Source organism: Quisquiliibacterium sp. (genome assembly GCF_982640115.1).
This window is the reverse complement of record NZ_CEXFHW010000085.1, coordinates 1-16261: the sequence shown is the minus strand read 5'-3', so window position 1 is coordinate 16261 and position 16261 is coordinate 1. Positions and strand designations below refer to the sequence as shown.

At 64.3% G+C, this 16261-nt stretch carries 14 protein-coding genes; 6 read left to right on the top strand and 8 right to left on the bottom strand.

From position 1 onward, the window contains the following. The coding region (locus AC2H6A_RS11100) for a 7TM-DISM domain-containing protein (RefSeq protein WP_484273484.1) at positions 1–1189 on the bottom strand (1189 nt) is incomplete at its 3' end. Between the two features lie 299 nt (positions 1190–1488). Here AC2H6A_RS11100 and AC2H6A_RS11095 point away from each other — a divergent pair. Then, complete coding sequence (locus tag AC2H6A_RS11095; RefSeq protein WP_484273485.1) at positions 1489–2031, top strand: methyltransferase family protein; 543 nt, start codon at positions 1489–1491, stop codon at positions 2029–2031. A 3-nt stretch (positions 2032–2034) separates the two neighbouring features. Here AC2H6A_RS11095 and AC2H6A_RS11090 read toward each other — a convergent pair whose 3' ends face one another. Next, entirely contained in the window at positions 2035–2814 is a 780-nt protein-coding gene (locus tag AC2H6A_RS11090) for an N-acyl amino acid synthase FeeM domain-containing protein (RefSeq protein ID WP_484273482.1), read from the bottom strand. A gap of 184 nt (positions 2815–2998) precedes the next feature. Between AC2H6A_RS11090 and AC2H6A_RS11085 the strand changes: the two genes are divergently transcribed. Further along, a complete protein-coding gene (locus AC2H6A_RS11085) occupies positions 2999–4762 on the top strand; it encodes a sensor histidine kinase (RefSeq protein WP_484273480.1) in 1764 nt (587 codons plus the stop codon). 29 nt (positions 4763–4791) lie between these two features. Here the strand turns inward: AC2H6A_RS11085 and AC2H6A_RS11080 are convergent, their stop codons facing one another. Beyond that, entirely contained in the window at positions 4792–5997 is a 1206-nt protein-coding gene (locus AC2H6A_RS11080) for an acetyl-CoA C-acetyltransferase (protein ID WP_484273478.1), read from the bottom strand. A gap of 103 nt (positions 5998–6100) precedes the next feature. On the opposite strand from AC2H6A_RS11080, the gene AC2H6A_RS11075 reads away from it, so the two are divergent. Continuing rightward, positions 6101–7252 carry an acyl-CoA dehydrogenase family protein gene (locus AC2H6A_RS11075; RefSeq protein WP_484273476.1) on the top strand — a complete coding sequence of 384 codons (1152 nt, stop codon included), beginning with the start codon at positions 6101–6103 and terminating at the stop codon, positions 7250–7252. 11 nt (positions 7253–7263) lie between these two features. On the opposite strand, the gene AC2H6A_RS11070 is transcribed toward AC2H6A_RS11075, so the two are convergent. The 5 genes from AC2H6A_RS11070 to AC2H6A_RS11050 form a co-directional block, all read right to left on the bottom strand. After that, complete coding sequence (locus tag AC2H6A_RS11070; RefSeq protein ID WP_484273474.1) at positions 7264–7674, bottom strand: diacylglycerol kinase; 411 nt, start codon at positions 7672–7674, stop codon at positions 7264–7266. 3 nt (positions 7675–7677) lie between these two features. Further along, positions 7678–8457, bottom strand: a complete 780-nt coding sequence (locus tag AC2H6A_RS11065; RefSeq protein ID WP_484273473.1) for an enoyl-CoA hydratase-related protein — start codon at positions 8455–8457, stop codon at positions 7678–7680. A gap of 62 nt (positions 8458–8519) precedes the next feature. Continuing rightward, positions 8520–10493: an acetyl/propionyl/methylcrotonyl-CoA carboxylase subunit alpha gene (locus AC2H6A_RS11060; protein ID WP_484273471.1), complete on the bottom strand. Its 1974-nt coding sequence runs from the start codon at positions 10491–10493 to the stop codon at positions 8520–8522. Between the two features lie 9 nt (positions 10494–10502). Next, entirely contained in the window at positions 10503–11651 is a 1149-nt protein-coding gene (locus AC2H6A_RS11055) for an acyl-CoA dehydrogenase family protein (RefSeq protein ID WP_484273469.1), read from the bottom strand. Between the two features lie 31 nt (positions 11652–11682). After that, positions 11683–13314, bottom strand: a complete 1632-nt coding sequence (locus AC2H6A_RS11050) for an acyl-CoA carboxylase subunit beta (protein WP_484273466.1) — start codon at positions 13312–13314, stop codon at positions 11683–11685. A gap of 157 nt (positions 13315–13471) precedes the next feature. On the opposite strand from AC2H6A_RS11050, the gene AC2H6A_RS11045 reads away from it, so the two are divergent. The 3 genes from AC2H6A_RS11045 to AC2H6A_RS11035 form a co-directional block, all read left to right on the top strand. After that, positions 13472–14143 (top strand): TetR/AcrR family transcriptional regulator, encoded by a 672-nt coding sequence (locus AC2H6A_RS11045; protein WP_484273465.1) that lies wholly within the window; start codon positions 13472–13474, stop codon positions 14141–14143. Beyond that, positions 14140–15927: an acyclic terpene utilization AtuA family protein gene (locus AC2H6A_RS11040; RefSeq protein WP_484273463.1), complete on the top strand. Its 1788-nt coding sequence runs from the start codon at positions 14140–14142 to the stop codon at positions 15925–15927. The genes AC2H6A_RS11045 and AC2H6A_RS11040 overlap by 4 nt, the downstream gene beginning before the upstream one ends. Positions 15928–15932: 5 nt before the next feature. Continuing rightward, on the top strand, positions 15933–16261 hold a 329-nt coding region (locus AC2H6A_RS11035), incomplete at its 3' end, for a flavodoxin family protein (protein WP_484273461.1).

The following is a 16261-nucleotide window of genomic DNA, read 5'->3' as shown; positions in this document are numbered from 1 at the left end:
TCAGACGTTGCGCAATGGCGATGCCTGCCAAAAGGGCGGCGGCAACTGATGCTGCCAAACTATTCGCGAGAGTGGGCTTGCTCGTCATTAGCCCCGTTGCATGTGCGATGTCACCAAGCGCGCCACTGAATGTAGCCAGCCAGGATGCGCCATACCATGCGGCAGAGCTTGAGCCTGTGTTCAAGAAGATACGCAGCGTGAGCCATATGAGAAAGGTCACACTTGGAATGACCACAAGCCAAAGGATGGGTAGAAAATGCTTGTGTGGCGTGAGTGGCGCCAGAAGCACCAGACCCAGGGACAGTGCGAAGAGAATTTTCAGTGTCTTGGCACTACCCAGCCGCGTTACGTCTCTCTTGAAGATGGACCAGAACAAAGCAATTGTCAGGAGCGCATAGCACCCAAGTGGCAAATTCCTCGAGATGGTGGGAAGGCTTTCGATGAATGATAAACCGAGCCAAGCCATGTCCCAGCCTGCCGTGTAGGAGGACAGCCTTAGGCTCGCAAGTACCCAACCGCCAAAGAGAAAGAAGGTGAATTCTCTCGCCAGAAGCGAAATAAGGAAACTGAACGCCGCAATCATCAGCAGGCTGCCAAACAGCACCCCACCACTGCGTTCGAAGAATCTCTCGGAAGCCTCGATGTCTTGATCGCTGCGGGATGCGATGCTGAGGCGGGCAGGACCTACTGCCTCGAGTCGGAGAAGCACCCTAAGCTCCCCGAGACTCTGGGGGGCCGAGATGACAAATCCGGCCCGTGAAGGCCGAATGGAACCGGTTGCAGCTTCCCGGGAGTGTTCGCCGCTCTCCAGGATGCTGCCAGCGGCATCGACATACCAGTATTTTACGCTGGTGAGGTGGCGTGAGGGCAATTCAATGGACTGGGTCTGGTTCGCTCCGGGCGTGATGGATTGAGACAGAAGCCAGAAAGGAGTTTCCCTGCGAGCCGTTGACAATTCGGCTGTATCTGGCGATTCATTCCAAAGCTTTCCGAGTGCAGATGCTGAGGTTTCTTGCGACTTCAGATCCGAAAGGAAGACGAACTGGAGGGTGCTGGATTCATTCGCCGGTGTGGGGGCGCGGAGGAGGACGACCACCAGGGCCAGACCAATCACGGCCGCAGCGCCGGCAATGCAATTGCGGACAACAACGCCGAGTTTGACGGAACGATCGAGGAGTGAGAGGAGCATTGGTCGGGAGACAGTCCGGGCGAGATGCCCGCTCCCGAAGGTTAGCGGCGACTGCCGCCCCAGCATGAGCAAGGGGCGACGGATGGACGGCTAGGTGGTAGGAGTGGCTGCTGAGCTGTCAGGGACTCGGCTCGATCATCTTTAAAGATGCGAGAGAGGCAGCTTCCGCACGCTTTTCCATGACTATGGTAGCCTTGTGATGGTGTAGGCGGAGCGGTTTTCTACGCTTTACTGGTCGTCTCGGTCAATCCAGAGTTCGACTCGTCATTGAAGGATATGCCTTGAAAGCCATTTGTGTCGTGATTTTCGTTGCATGCTTGATTGTATTTGCACGTGCACGGACGAGATTCTTCGACAGGAGTGGAGGCGGGGATGCCGGGAGGGTAATCCTTGCGCGCGTGGGTACATTGGCAGGGGTTGTTCTTCCAGTGAATGCTGTCTATCCAGTTGGACTGATTGCTGCTCCGTTATATGGTTTGGGATTTGCATTATTCGTAGCCTCCATGCTCCTCTTCGCCTTTGCGACGAGGGCGCATGGTGATCGACGGCCAGGCATTGCATACAGCGTCCGTGCTCCGGACTTTCTGGTCTGTAGGGGGCCGTACAGATATGTGCGGCATCCTATATATAGCGCATACATGCTCTGCTGGGTTGGCGCATGCATGATCGGACCGACGATTGTCGCTTTTTTATTGGTCGGCGCTATGATTTACCTGTACTACTTGACCGTGAAATTTGAAGAGGGCGTGATTGAGGCTTCGGATCTGGCGGAGGAGTACCGTCTTTACAAGATGAAAGCTGGAATGTTCCTCCCGAGATTTCCCTCTTCGGGTGCGCATTGACTCTCAAATAATTGGAAGGAATGTTTCGAATTCTGGCGGGGTATCCTTGCGTGATTGCTGGCGCGGTCGTGCCCAGATGTTGCTCACGGAGGAAAAGACCTCGATGTCCGGATGAAATCTTTCCCCCATGAATAGATAGAGGGGGTGGGATAGCGTGTGCCATCGTCTCTCGGCGGTGAAGACCTCAAAGCACAGGATGCGATGGAGAACACCGGCGGCTGTCGCAAGAGGGCGCAGTTGGCCATCCTCAAACATGTCGACGAAACCCAGGTCAACATAGGTCTGATCAAGAGGGGGGCGTGCGCCAATGAGCAGCCACTCGACCTGTTTAGCTAGGCAATAACGGTGAAGCGCTTTGAACAAGGCAAGCTTTACAAGTCTTCCCCGTGGGCCCGCTTTGACAGCCAAGCGTGAAACGCCTGCTGCGGGCCGACCCGCAAACCGCGGCGGAAGGTCGATCGAAGTTTCCAGTGCAAGTGGGCTCGAAAAATTTGTCTGGATCCGAATTGTTCCCAGGGTTTCCCGGTCCGCCTTCCCTTCGGCGATAAATACGATTGTGTCCCCGTTGCGGTCCAGGTCTTCGGGCTGTTTCAGAAGTTCGCCGAGGGCGGGCATATGCCGCCCATACGCCTCTGCTCGTAGGCTCACCGCTTGGCTGAGCTGGTCCTGTGTTCGCACAATGCGGACTGTGAATGGGAGCGTGACGCTTTTGGGAACCCTGTTGCTCGTACCGGCGGCGGAGCTAGGCAGAGTTGAGGGCAGACTTTTCTCGGTCGAGGTCATGGTTTTCGAAAGCCACCAATGAAATGAGCTGGGATAGCCTAGCGCGAGGGCCTAGTCTATCGGTCTATCGCCAAGGCTCCGCGCGTCCATATCATACTATAAGAACTGACGTTTTTTGCAATTGCCAGCATTGACTGCATTTTTCTTAATGTCGAGACGAGGATTGGGAATACAGGAGGCAGATATGATCACCTTGTTGAATTCTGAATGGATGTCGATTTTGCGGTCTCAGGATTTTTCCTCACATGCTACCGCGCGGAGGCGGTCAGGGGTAATTCTTGGCGTCCTGGTGGGTTTGATTGGCTTTTCATATTTTCTGGTCGCCGGGCTTCTCTCAGGCGCAGAGATGCATGTGTCACTGGCTCGTGTAATAGCGCTTCTCTTCCTGGGCGGCTTTTGCGTCTACCTCGTCCGGTGGCGAAATACGAATCCTTCAGCCCTATACATACTTTCGTCGCTTGTGAGTTTTTCGACTATTTTCATGGTTCTGGTCGTTGTGTATCACAGGCCGGCGAGTTTGTCATTGACGTGGCTGGAACTGAGCGCGCCGTTATTTCTGGCGCTATGCGTGCATTATTTTGCGCTAAGACTCGAGCCCTTGTTGGCTCTTTCAATTGGTGGTGGCTTGTCGGTATTGATGATGTTTCAGATTGGGCTTATTGCGAGTCCGGACAGCAGTGCTACACATGCGTTGTTTTATGTGGCTGCGATGAATGCTTTCGGTTTTTTATGGTTGTGCATCAACAAGAGTCAAGATCGTGTGATCTTCGAAGATATGCAACGTCTCCGCCAATCTGATTTGCTGCAAAGAAAGCTGTTGCTTGCGACCGAGCATGAGTTGCGGCAACCGCTCGTCGCATTGAGAACTCTTGTGAGCCCGGCGCTGGTGGCCAGCTCGCCCAGAGAAGAGGCTGGGCGCTTATCGGGTATTGCCGATGCTGTCAGGTTGCTCGACAATACTTTTGAGTATATTCATGTTTGGGGGCGTACTATTGGCGGGCAGGCGAGTATTCGGATCTCGGATGTACGAGTCGCGGATGTGCTTGCCGATGCCGCCTATCTGGCACGAATAGAAGCGGGTGTCCGTGGTGTGGAATTGGAGTTTGACTCCTGTGAGCCTGATCTGATTATCAGTTCGAATGCAGCTGCGGTGCGGCAGATACTAGTAAACCTCGTGATCAATGCGATTCGCCACTCCCCAAATTCCTCCGGCGGACCCGCGCGCGTACGTGTGGCTGTGCGGTCACGACGTGGGCAGTGCACGATTCTTGTTGCGGATAACGGTGTAGGTATACCTGTCGCTTTGCGAAAGGAGATGTGGCTACCCTTCAAGACAGGGGCGGGATCCGACTTGCACCCGGACAGACGAGACTTGATCGGAGATTACGGATCTGGTCTGGGTCTATATCTCGTGGACACGACGGTGAGTGGTCTGGCGGGACATGCAATAAGCTTTCGCTCATTCTTGAACCGCGGGACTGTGTTTCGCTTGCGATTACCCCTGGTAGTCAAAGACGACAGGGATGGTTTTCGTGCCGCCGATGAGTCATCTGGAGGAAGTTATAGTGAAGAGCCCGGGAGCCGCTCAAAGGTGGTTGTTTTATTCGAGACGAATCGCGAGGCTGCGGTGCGTGCGCAAGATATTTTGCGTAGCGAAGCGTTCTCCGTGGAGATGTATGACCACGATGCGGTGCCTGGCGATTACTGGTTGCACCCGGAGGGCAGCGTCTCATCAATTGTTTGCGTAGATCAGGAATCAGTGGCAAAGATCTGGAGTAGGCGGGCTGCACAGTCTTCAGATTCCGCAGGGCTTCCGGTAATTGTGTATATGGGCGCTCGTACTGCCGATATTCCATCTGCAGGCTTGGTCGTCTTGCCCGACAGTGAGCAGGGTTCCGCGCTTTTGCCGCGCCTCCTCGAGCATGCTCGATCCCCAAGTCACCCGTGACCAGAGTCTGGAGCAGCTCTCCTCGGGAATCAGACCCTCTCCACCACCGTAGCAATCCCCATTCCCCCACCCACGCAAAGCGTTACCAGGCCGCGCTTCAGGTTCCGGCGCTCCAGTTCGTCGATCAGCGTTCCCAGGAGCATGGCGCCTGTGGCGCCAAGAGGGTGTCCCATGGCAATGGCGCCACCATTGACATTCACCTTTTCCGCGGGCACCTGCAGTTCGTGCATGAACCGCATCACCACCGCGGCGAAGGCCTCATTGACCTCAAAGAGGTCGATGTCATCGACGGTCAGTCCTGCCTTTTGGAGTGCCTTGCGGCTGGCTGGCGCCGGGCCGGTCAGCATGATGGTGGGATCGGTGCCGGTCAGCGCGGTTGCGAGGATTCTTGCCCGCGGGGTGAGGTCCAATCGCTTTGCGGCGTCCTCATTGCCGATCAGAACGACCGCAGCGCCATCAACGATGCCGGACGAATTGCCGGCGTGGTGGACATGGTTGATGCGCTCCACCTGGGGGTACTTCCGAAGCGCCACGGCGTCGAAGCCCATGGCCCCGAGTTTGGCAAAGGACGCTGGCAGCGCCGCCAGCGATTCGAGCGTGGTCTGTGGGCGGATGGTTTCATCCCGGTCCAGGATCGACAGGCCCATGGCGTCGCGCACGGGCACCATGGAACGCAGGAAGTGGCCGGCCTGCGCAGCGGCTGCGGCCTTCTGGTGGGACTTCACGCCAAACTCATCGACCTCGTCCCGGGTGTAGCCGTCGAGCGTGGCAATCAGATCCGCGCCGATGCCCTGCGGCACGAAGCCCGTGCGCAGATTGGTCTCGGGGTCTTGCGCCCAGGCGCCACCATCGGAGCCCATGGGCACCCTGGACATCGACTCGACGCCGCCGGCAACGATCAGGTCTTCCCAGCCTGAGCGCACTTTCTGCGCGGCCAGGTTGACCGCCTCCAGACCCGAGGCGCAGAACCGGTTGATCTGCACGCCGGCGACCTGCTCGCTCCAGCCGGCCGCCAGCGCGGCGGTCTTCGCGATGACCGCGCCCTGTTCGCCCACCGGGCTCACCACGCCGAGGATCACATCCTCGACCTGTGCCGTGTCTAGACGGTGCCGGCTTGCAAGTTCATGCATGAGGCCGGTCACCAGGCTGACCGGCTTGACTTCATGGAGTGAACCGCTGGCCTTGCCGCGGCCGCGCGGGGTGCGGATGGCGTCGAAGACGAAGGCTTCTGTCATTTGGAACTCCGGGGTCTGAGAGGGCGGCTGAACTGTCGGGTCTGCAGGCAAGTCTAATGGAAGAAACTGGTACCTTTGCCGGGTCACGACACGGAGAACCACAATGATCGACCGCACCCTCTTCAACGAGGACCACACCCTCTATCGCGACTCGCTGCGTCGCTTCCTCGAGACCGAGGTGGTGCCCCATCACGCGGCCTGGGAAGACCAGGGCTATGTCGACCGCGAGGTGTGGACCAAGGCCGGTGCCAACGGCTTTCTCTGCTCTTCGATGCCCGAGCAGTACGGCGGCGCCGACGCTGACAAGCTCTACTCGGTGGTGCTCATGGAAGAGGTGGCGCGCGTGAACGCCACCGGCCTGGGCTTCGGGCTGCACTCCGAGATCGTCGCTCCCTATCTCAACCGCTACGGCACCGACGAGCAGAAGCAGCGCTTCCTGCCGCGCATGGCCAAGGGCGAGATCATCGGCGCCATCGCGATGAGCGAGCCGGCTGCGGGCTCCGACCTGCAGGGTGTGCGCACCACCGCGACCCGCAATGGTGATCACTATGTGCTGAACGGCTCCAAGACCTTCATCACCAACGGCTACCTCGCCGACCTGGTGATCGTGGTTGCCAAGACCAATCCGTCGGCGGGTGCCAAGGGGACCAGCCTGCTCCTGGTGGAAAGGGGCATGGCGGGCTTCGAGAAGGGCAAGCGGCTGAAGAAAGTGGGCATGAAGGCGCAGGACACCTCCGAGCTCTTCTTCGACAACGTCAAGGTGCCGGTGAGCAACCTGCTGGGCCGCGAGAACGAGGGCTTCATCTATCTCATGCAGGAACTGCCCTGGGAGCGGCTGCAGATCGCCATCTCGGCGGTGGAGTCCGCGCAGGCGGCCATCGACTGGACCGTGGCTTATGTGAAGGAGCGCAAGGTTTTCGGCACCACCGTGTCGGCCTATCAGAACACCCGCTTCAAGCTTGCCGAGGCGCAGACCGAGGTTCAGGTGGCGCGCGTCTTCGTGGACAAGTGCATTGAGTTGCTCATGGTGGGCAAGCTCGATACCGCCACGGCCTCCATGGCGAAGTACTGGTGCTCAGACCTGCAGTGCAAGGTGATCGACGAGTGCGTGCAACTGCATGGCGGCTATGGCTACATGTGGGAGTACCCCATCGCCCGTGCCTATGCCGATGCCCGCGTGCAGCGCATCTACGGCGGCACGAACGAGATCATGAAAGAGCTGGTCACCCGCTCGATGGGGCTGAGCGTCAAGTAGGCCGAGTCGCCTCAGCCGCCGGTGCTGAGCAGACCGAACAGCACCGGCCCGGCGATGCCCGCCCAGGTGATCAGCGCCAGGGCCAGGGTAAGCATCACCGCAGCGCTGCCGAGATCCTTGGCGCGCGCGGCCATGGGGTGGTCATCAAGCGAGATGCGATCCACCGTGGCCTCGATCGCGGAGTTCAGCAGCTCCACGATCAGCACCAGCAGCAGCGAGCCGATCAACAGCACGCGCTCCACCGCGCTGAAGGGCAGCAGCAGGGCCGCAGGCACCAGCACCGCTGCCAGGGCCAGTTCCTGGCGAAACGCCGCCTCTCGACGGCATGCGTCGCCAAGGCCCTGCAGCGAGTAGCGCACTGCCGCGGCAAGGCGCCGCGGGCCGCCCCGGCTCTTGTGCGAGCTGGCTGGCGGCGCGCTCACGGCTCAGCGGCCCTTGAACTGCGGGGGCCGCTTCTGCAGGAAGGCGGCCACGCCTTCGCGGAAATCTTCGGTCTTGCCGGCCTCGACCTGCAGGTCGGCCTCCAGCTCGAGCTGGGTGGCGAGATCGCGCTGATGGCTGTCGTTGAGGGCCTGCTTGATCATGGCGTAGGCCCGGGTGGGCATGGCCGCCAGCCGCTGGGCCATCTCCTGGGCCTTGGGCAGCAGTTCGGCGTCTTCATGCACCTGCCACACCAGACCGAAGGACTGCGCGTCCTGGGCGCTGATGCGATCGGCCAGGATGGCCATCGCGCGCGCCCGCACATCGCCCACATAGCGGGGCAGGAACCAGGTGCTGCCGGCATCGGGCACCAGACCGATCTTGGAGAAGGCCTGCAGGAAGCTCGCGGAGCGGCCGGCCAGGATGATGTCGCCGGCCATGGCGATGCTCATGCCCGCGCCGGCCGCCACGCCATTGACCGCGCTGATGATCGGCTTGGGCATGGCGCGCATGGCCAGGATGACCGGGTGATAGCGCTCGCGCAGCGTGGTGCCCGCATTGCCCGTGCCGCCGGACGAGGAGGCAAGGTCAGCGCCGGCAGAAAAGCCGCGGCCGGCACCGGTGACCACGACCGCCCGGATCGCGGCATCGGCGGCGGCCTTCTCGACGGCCTCGCGCAGGGCGAGCATCAGCGCGGTGTTCAGGGCATTGAGGACATCTGGCCGGTTCAGCGTGATGGTCGCGACGGCACCATCAACCTGGTAGAGCACGGGGGAGTCGGACATGGGGGAATCCTGTTCGGGGTGGGGACGGGATGCAACAGCGTGGAGCGGGCGCGATGCGCGGATCAGGTCGGCGCGGCAACAGGCTCGACCATGACGAGCAGACGCCCCGGCGAGACCTGCTGCCCTTCGGCGACGCCGATCTCGCGGATCGTACCGTCGATGGGCGACTCGATGCGGTGCTGCATTTTCATGGCCTCGATGGCGAGCAGCAGTTGCCCGCGCTGAACCTGTTCGCCCGGCTGAACGGCGAGCTTCACCACCAGCCCGTGCATGGCACACGCGATGCGGCCACTGGCCTTGCGCTCGCCGCGCGCGCCCTCATGGGTACGGTCGGTGAGGCTGGCGCACACGCCCAGTGCATCGAGGCAGGCGCCCTCGGCGCCTGCGCGCCAGTGCACCCGGTGACTCACGCCATCGACCGTGGCCTGCAGCAAGCCATGGGCACCAGACTCGAGCGCGACATCAATGCGGGCTTCGCCCACCGTGATGTCGAAGCGGCCCGGTTCGCCGGCACTGACCTGCATGGCCTGCTGTTGGCCCGCCACGGCCAGCAGCAGGGGCCAGGCTCGACGGCCGGTGCTGGTGAAGTTGGCGAACTCCCCGTAGCCCGCGCCACCGGCCTGCATCTGACAGGCAGCCGCGATGGCCCACCAGGCCGGGCTCGGCGCGGGGCGAGCGAAGGTATCGGCATGCTGGCCCAGCCACGCGGTGGAGAGCCGGGCGGTCACGAAGGGCTCGGCCTGCAGGCACGCGATGAGGTAGTCGCGGTTGGTGATCACGCCCAGCACGGAGGTTTCCGAAAGGCCAGTGATCAGCGAGCGCCGGGCCGATTCCCGATCGGGGCCGTGGGCGATCAGCTTGCCGATCATGGAGTCGTAGTGGGGCGGGATGACGGGATGGTCGGTGAGGCCATGATCAACCCGGATGGCCCGGCCCCGGGGCAGCTGCCATCCCAGCACCGCGCCGGCCTGCGGCACGAAGCCATTCCAGGCGTCTTCGGCGCACAGCCGGGCCTCGATGGCATGCCCCTGCCAGCGGATCTGCTCCTGGCTGAGCGGGAGGGCCTCGCCTTGCGCGACCAGCAACTGCCACTCGACCAGATCGAGGCCGGTGACGGCCTCGGTCACGGGATGTTCCACCTGCAGGCGGGTATTCATCTCGAGGAAGTAGAAGCTTGCGTCGGGCGCGAGCAGGAATTCGATGGTGCCGGCGCCCTCGTAGCGCACGGCGCGCGCCAGCTGGATGGCGGCCTGGCCCATGGCGTCGCGCAGCGCGGGGCTCACGCCCGGTGCGGGTGCCTCCTCGAGGATCTTCTGGTTGCGTCGCTGCGTGGAGCAGTCTCGCTCGCCGAGGTGAAGATAGTTGCCGTGGCTGTCGCCGAACACCTGGATCTCGACATGGCGGGCCTCGAGCACGAGCCGTTCGAGCAGCAGCTGGCCGCTGCCGAAGGCGGCTTCGGCCTCCTGGCGGGCGGCGTCGAGCTGCTCGCGCAACGCGCGCTCGTCGTCGAGCGAGTCGATGCGGCGCATGCCACGGCCGCCGCCACCGGCAGCGGCCTTGATCATGAGCGGTGCGCCCACAGCACGGGCCTGCGCCACCAGCGTGTCGGTGTCCTGCTCGGCCTCGTTGTAGCCCGGCAGGCAGGGTACGCCCACCGAGCGGGCGAGCTGCTTGCCGGCCGACTTGTTGCCCAGGGCGGCGATGGATTCGGGCGAGGGGCCCACGAAGACGATGCCGGCCTCACGGCAGGCCCGCGAAAACGCCGCGCTCTCCGAGAGAAAGCCGTAGCCCGGGTGCACCGCCTGCGCGCCGCTGCGCCGGCAGGCGTCGAGGATGCGATCGATGCGCAGGTAGCTGTCGGCTGCTGGCGCCGCGCCGATCTCGATGTGGCTGTCGGCAAGCCGCACATGGAGCGCGTGGCGGTCTGCGCTGGAGCAGACCGCCACCGTTCGGATGCCGAGACGGCGCGCGGTGCGGATGACGCGACAGGCGATCTCGCCGCGGTTGGCGACGAGCAGGGTCTGGATGCGTGCCATGGTGCGGGCCTAGTTGCGGGGCATGATGCCCATGGTCTTGGCGATGATGCCCATCATCACCTCGTCGGCGCCCCCGCCGATGGAGCCCAGACGGGTGTCGCGCCAGAAGCGGTTGACCCGGGTTTCTTCCATGTAGCCCATGCCGCCCCAGAACTGCACGCACCAGTCGGCCACCTCGCGGGCCACCCGCGCACACTTGAGCTTGCACATGGAGGCGAGCTGGGTGACATCGGTGCCGGCGAGATAGAGATCGACCGCGCGATGCAGCATGCTGCGCACCGCCTCGACCTCGGTCTGCAGCTCGGCCAGCTTGTAGTGGATGTACTGGTTGTTGAGCAGCGGCTTGCCGAAGGCTTCGCGGCTGCGAAGATAGTCGATGGTCTCCTGGATGATGCGCGAGGAGGCGAGCCAGCCGGTGGCCGCCCACAGCCGCTCTTCCTGGAACTGCTGCATCTGATAGGTGAAGCCCATGCCCTCCTCGCCGATGCGCCAGCGCTGCGGCACGCGCACATCGTCGAAGTGCAGCTGCGCGGTGTCGGAGGAGTTCATGCCCGCCTTCTTGAGCTTGCGGGCCACGCTGATGCCCGGGGTCTTCATGGGCACGCAGATGAGGGTCTTGTTTCGGTGGGGGTTGCCCTCCGAGGTATTGGCAAGCAGGCAGATCCAGTCGGCCTGGGTGCCGTTGGTGGTCCACATCTTGCCGCCGTTGATGATGTAGTCATCGCCATCCTTGCGGGCCTGCGTGCGGATGGAGGCGACATCGGAGCCGGCGCCCACCTCGGAGACGCCCAGGCAGGCGACATACTCACCGCTGATGGACGGCACGAGGAACTCCTGGCGGACTTCATCGGACCCGAAGCGGGCAAGTGCCGGGGTGGCCATGTCGGTCTGCACGCCCACCGCCATGGGAATGCCGCCGCAGTTCATGTGATTGAGCGCTTCTGCATTGGCGATGGCGTAGGAGTAGTCCAGGCCCATGCCGCCGTAGGCCACGGGCTTGTTCACGCCCAGGAAGCCGAGCTTGCCCATCTTGCGGAAGATCTCGTGCGCGGGGAAGGTGCCGGCGGCCTCCCATTCATCGACATGCGGATTGATCTCGCTGTCGATGAAGCGCTTGAGGGAGTCCTGCAGCGCGGTGTGCTGCTCGGTGTAGATCATGGGAAGCTCCTGAGAGGTGGGGGCGGGCGGCTCAGGGCCGGGCCACGCCGAACTGCATGGGCTGCACGCGGCGCGATTCGGCTTCCAGGCAGGTGGCCAGCAGGAAGCCGAGCGCCTTGCGGGTGTCTCGGGGGTCGATGATGCCGTCATCGAGCAGGCGGGCACTGGTGTAGAGCGGCCCCGACTGCCGATCGAAGTTCTCGATGATGCGTTTCTCGAGGGCGCTGAGCGCGGCCTCGTCCACCGGGAGGCCTTTGCGTTTGGCGCCGGCCTCGGTGACGATGCGCATGGTGAGCGCGGCCTGCTCGCCGCCCATGACCGCGGTGCGCGCGTTGGGCCACGACAGCACGAAGCGCGGGCCGAAGGCGCGGCCGCACATGCCGTAGTTGCCGGCGCCGAAGGAGGCGCCGCAGTGCACGGTGATGGAGGGCACGCTGGCGTTGCTCACCGCCTGGATCATCTTGGAACCGTGCTTGATCATGCCGGCCTGCTCGCTGGCCTTGCCCACGATGTAGCCGGTGGTGTTCTGCAGATACAGCAGCGGGATGCGCGACTGGCAGCAGCTCTGGATGAAGTGGGTGGCCTTGTTGGCGCCGGCCGGGTCGATGGGGCCGTTGTTGCTGATGATGCCCACCGGCATGCCATAGATGCGGGCATGGCCGGTGAGGGTCTGCGGGCCGTAGTCGGCGCCGAACTCGAGGAAGTCGGAGGCATCGACCAGCCGGGCGATCACCTCGCGGATGTCGATCGGCTGACGGAAGTCGAGCGGTACCACGCCGGCAAGCTCGTCGGGGCTCCAGAGCGGTGCCGGCGCGTCGAGGTTAAGGGCCGACTGCGGCGCCATGCCCAGCCGGTTCCAGCCCAGACGGGCGACAAGATCACGGGCGATGCGCAGGGCGTCGGCGTCATCTTCGGCGAGATACTCGCCCACCCCGGAGATGCTGGTGTGCATCTCGGCGCCGCCGAGCTCTTCGTCGCTGGCGATCTCGCCGGTGGCCGCCTTGAGCAGCGGCGGCCCGGCGAGGAAGGCCTTGGCTCGGCCCCGCACCATGACCACATAATCGGACAGGCCGGGCATGTAGGCGCCGCCCGCGGTGGACGAGCCATGGACCACGCCGATGACCGGCAGGCCCGCGGCCGACAGCCGCGCCAGGTTGTAGAAGATGGCCCCGCCCTCGATGAAGCCCTCGACCTTGTACTTGAGCAGATTGGCGCCCGCCGACTCGATGAGCTGGATGTAGGGCATGCGGTTGTCGAGCGCGATCTGCTGCCCGCGCAGGATCTTCTCCAGGCCCATGGCCTGGATGGCGCCGGCATCGATGCCGGCATCGGAGGCGTTGATGACGCAGCGCACGCCGCTGACGAAGCCGATGCCGACGATGACGCCGCCGCCCGGCACGCTGCGATCGGGGTCGGGGTCATCGAGGCAGTAGCCAGCCATGGTGGAGAGTTCGAGCCAGGGCGCGCCGGGATCGAGCAGGCGGGCAACCCGCTCGCGCGGCAGCAACTGGCCGCGCTTGTCGAACAGCGGCTTGGCGCGCGCCGAGGCGGCGGCGGTGCGGCTCTCCAGGTTGCGCAACTGGGCGACGAGCTCGAGCATCTGCTGGCGCTGGCTGGTGAAGCGCTCGCCGTGGGTGTCTGCCTGGGAGTCGATGCGTGGCATGGCGGATAGTGGGCCTGGAGATATTGAATTTCGTTCATTAAGTTGCTGTAATCATCCGGCACAGTCAAGGTGCGATGCAGCACCCGGGGGCCATTTCGGCGTGTCTTCCACTTCTGAATCCGATTCAGCCAAGCTCATCCGACAGGGCGGGGCCGCTTTGCCGCGGCGCCGCAAGGCGGCTCGCAGCAGCGAGATCCTGACCGCCGCGCGCGAGGTCTTCACCGCCCGTTCCTACGATGAGGCCTCCATCAGCGAGATCGCTGCGCTGGCTGGCTGCGTGGAAGGCACCATCTACACCTATTTCCGGAACAAGCGCGAGCTGCTCGACGCCGTGCTTGCGGCTTTCTTCGATGCCCTGGTCGACGATGTCGCGCCCCGGCTCGACGCCATCCACGGCACCCGTGACCGGCTTCGTTTCCTGGTGGCGCGCCACCTCCAGATCTCGCTCGATGACCCTGCGCTCGGCGCGCTGATCGTGCGCGAGTCGCGCCGCCAGGGCGCCTACTTCGGCTCGAAGCTGCATGAGCTCAATCGCCGCTACAGTCGATTCCTGCAGCAGACCCTCGAGGAGGGCGTGCGGCGCGGCGAGCTTCGCGCCGATCTGAACTGCGCGCTGGCCCGCGACCTGATCTTCGGCGGGCTCGAACACTGGGCTTTCAATGAACGCGGCCGCCGGCGTGCCTTCGAGCCCGCCGCCGTGGCCGATACCATCGTGGGCATGCTGCTCGACGGATGGGCCGCCAGCCCGCAGGATGCGCCGCTGGCCGTGCTCAGCCGGCGGGTCGATCGGCTCGAGGCGAGCCTCAGACAGACAGGGAGACGGAAATGACGGACAAGATCGTGCGGATCGGCGGGGCCTCGGGCTTCTGGGGCGACACCGCCATGTCGGCGCCGCAGCTGGTGCGCGGCGCCGAGATCGACTACCTGGTGTTCGACTACCTCGCCGAGGTGACCATGTCGATCCTTGCCGCCCAGCGCCTGAAGGACCCGAACGCCGGCTATGCCACCGACTTCGTGAACATCACCATGAAGTCGCTGCTGCCCGACCTGGTCTCGCGACGCATCCGGGTGGTGGCCAATGCCGGCGGGGTCAACCCCCTGGCCTGCCGTGATGCGCTGGCCCGCGTGGCCCAGGCCCTGGGCCTGAACCTGAAGATCGGCGTGGTGCTCGGCGACGAGATCTCCGCGAGCGTGCCGGGCCTGCGCGAGCGCGGCGTGCGCGAGATGTTCAGCGGCGAGCCCATGCCGGCATCGTTCGTGAGCGTCAATGCCTACCTGGGCGCGGTGCCGATCGCACGCGCGCTCGACCAGGGCTGCGATGTGGTGATCACCGGCCGCTGCGTCGACTCCGCGGTCACGCTGGGCGTGCTCATGCACGAGTTCGGCTGGCGCGACAGCGATCACGATCAGCTCGCGCAGGGCACGCTCGCCGGCCACCTGATCGAGTGCGGCGCGCAGTGCACCGGGGGTCTGTTCACCGACTGGGACACCGTGCCCGACTGGGAGAACATCGGCTTTCCGGTGCTCGAGGCGCGCGCCGATGGCTCGTTCATCGTCACCAAGCCGGCGGGCACCGGCGGCCTGGTCACCCCGGCCACCGTCTCGGAACAGCTGCTCTACGAGATCGGCGACCCACGGGCCTATCACGTGCCCGATGTCTGCTGCGACTTCACCCAGGTGCGCTTCGAGCAGGTCGGCGAACACCGGGTGCGGGTGAGCGGGGCTCGCGGGCGCTCGCCCACCACCACCTACAAGGTCAGCGCCACCTTCGCCGACGGTTTCCGCAACCAGGCCGTGCTGGTGATCGGGGGTCATGACGCCGCTGCCAAGGCGCGCCGCACCGGGCAGGCCATCCTGAACCGGACCACCCGCATGCTTGCCGATGCCGGCCTGCCGCCCTACAGCGAGACCCGCCTCGAGGTGCTCGGCGCCGAGGACATGTTCGGCGCCTCGGCGCGGCCCGAGAGCCGCGAGGTGGTGCTCAAGATCGCGGTGCGCTGTCCGGCCAAGGCCAGCCTCGATCTGTTCGCCCGCGAGTTTGCGCCCGCCGGCACCTCCATGGCGCCGGGCACCTGCGGGCTGGGCGGCGGACGCCCCACGCCCTCGCCGGTGATCCGCCTGTTCTCCTTCCTGGTGTCCAAGACCGAGGTGCCGGTGAGCATCGATGTCGATGGCCAGCGCACCGAGCTCGGTCTGGCCGCGGGGGCCGACGCGGCCCTGACCGACCTGCCGCCGCAGCTCGCGCTGGCCAGCGCCCCCGACTGGTCCGGCGAGCCGTCGGTGACCGTGCCGCTGCTGCGCCTGGCGCACGGCCGCTCCGGCGACAAGGGCAACAAGGCGAACATCGGCGTCATTGCGCGGCAAGCTGCCTATCTGCCGTATCTGTCGGCCTGGCTGACCCCGGAACGCGTCGCGGCGCACTTCGCCCACAACCAGCCGAGCCTGGTCGAGCGTTTCGATGTGCCGGGCTTTGGCGCCATGAACTTCCTGCTGCACGATGTGCTCGGCGGTGGCGGCATGGCCTCGCTGCGCACCGACAATCTCGCCAAGGCCTTCGCGCAGGTGCTGCTGGCGATGCCGGTGACGGTGCCGGCAGCGCTGCTCGCCGCCTGAGCCGGGTGGATCCGGCCGCGCCCCGGCCGGGGCTCCTGATCGTCTGGTGCAGCCATACCGGGGGCAGTCAGGCGCTTGCCCGCGCTGCGGCGCAGGGCGCGCGCCGCGAAGTTCCGGGCGGTGTGCGCCTGCTCGGCGCACGCCGGGCGACGCCAGCCGATCTGCTCGCGGCGGGTGGCTACCTGTTCGTCACGCCCGAGACCCTGGGCAGCATGGCCGGCCAGATGAAAGACCTGATCGACCGTTGCTACTACCCGTTGCTGGGTCGCTTGTCCGGGCGTCCCGCCGCCCTGATCGTATGCGCGGGCTCCGATGGCGCCGGCACGGTACGGCA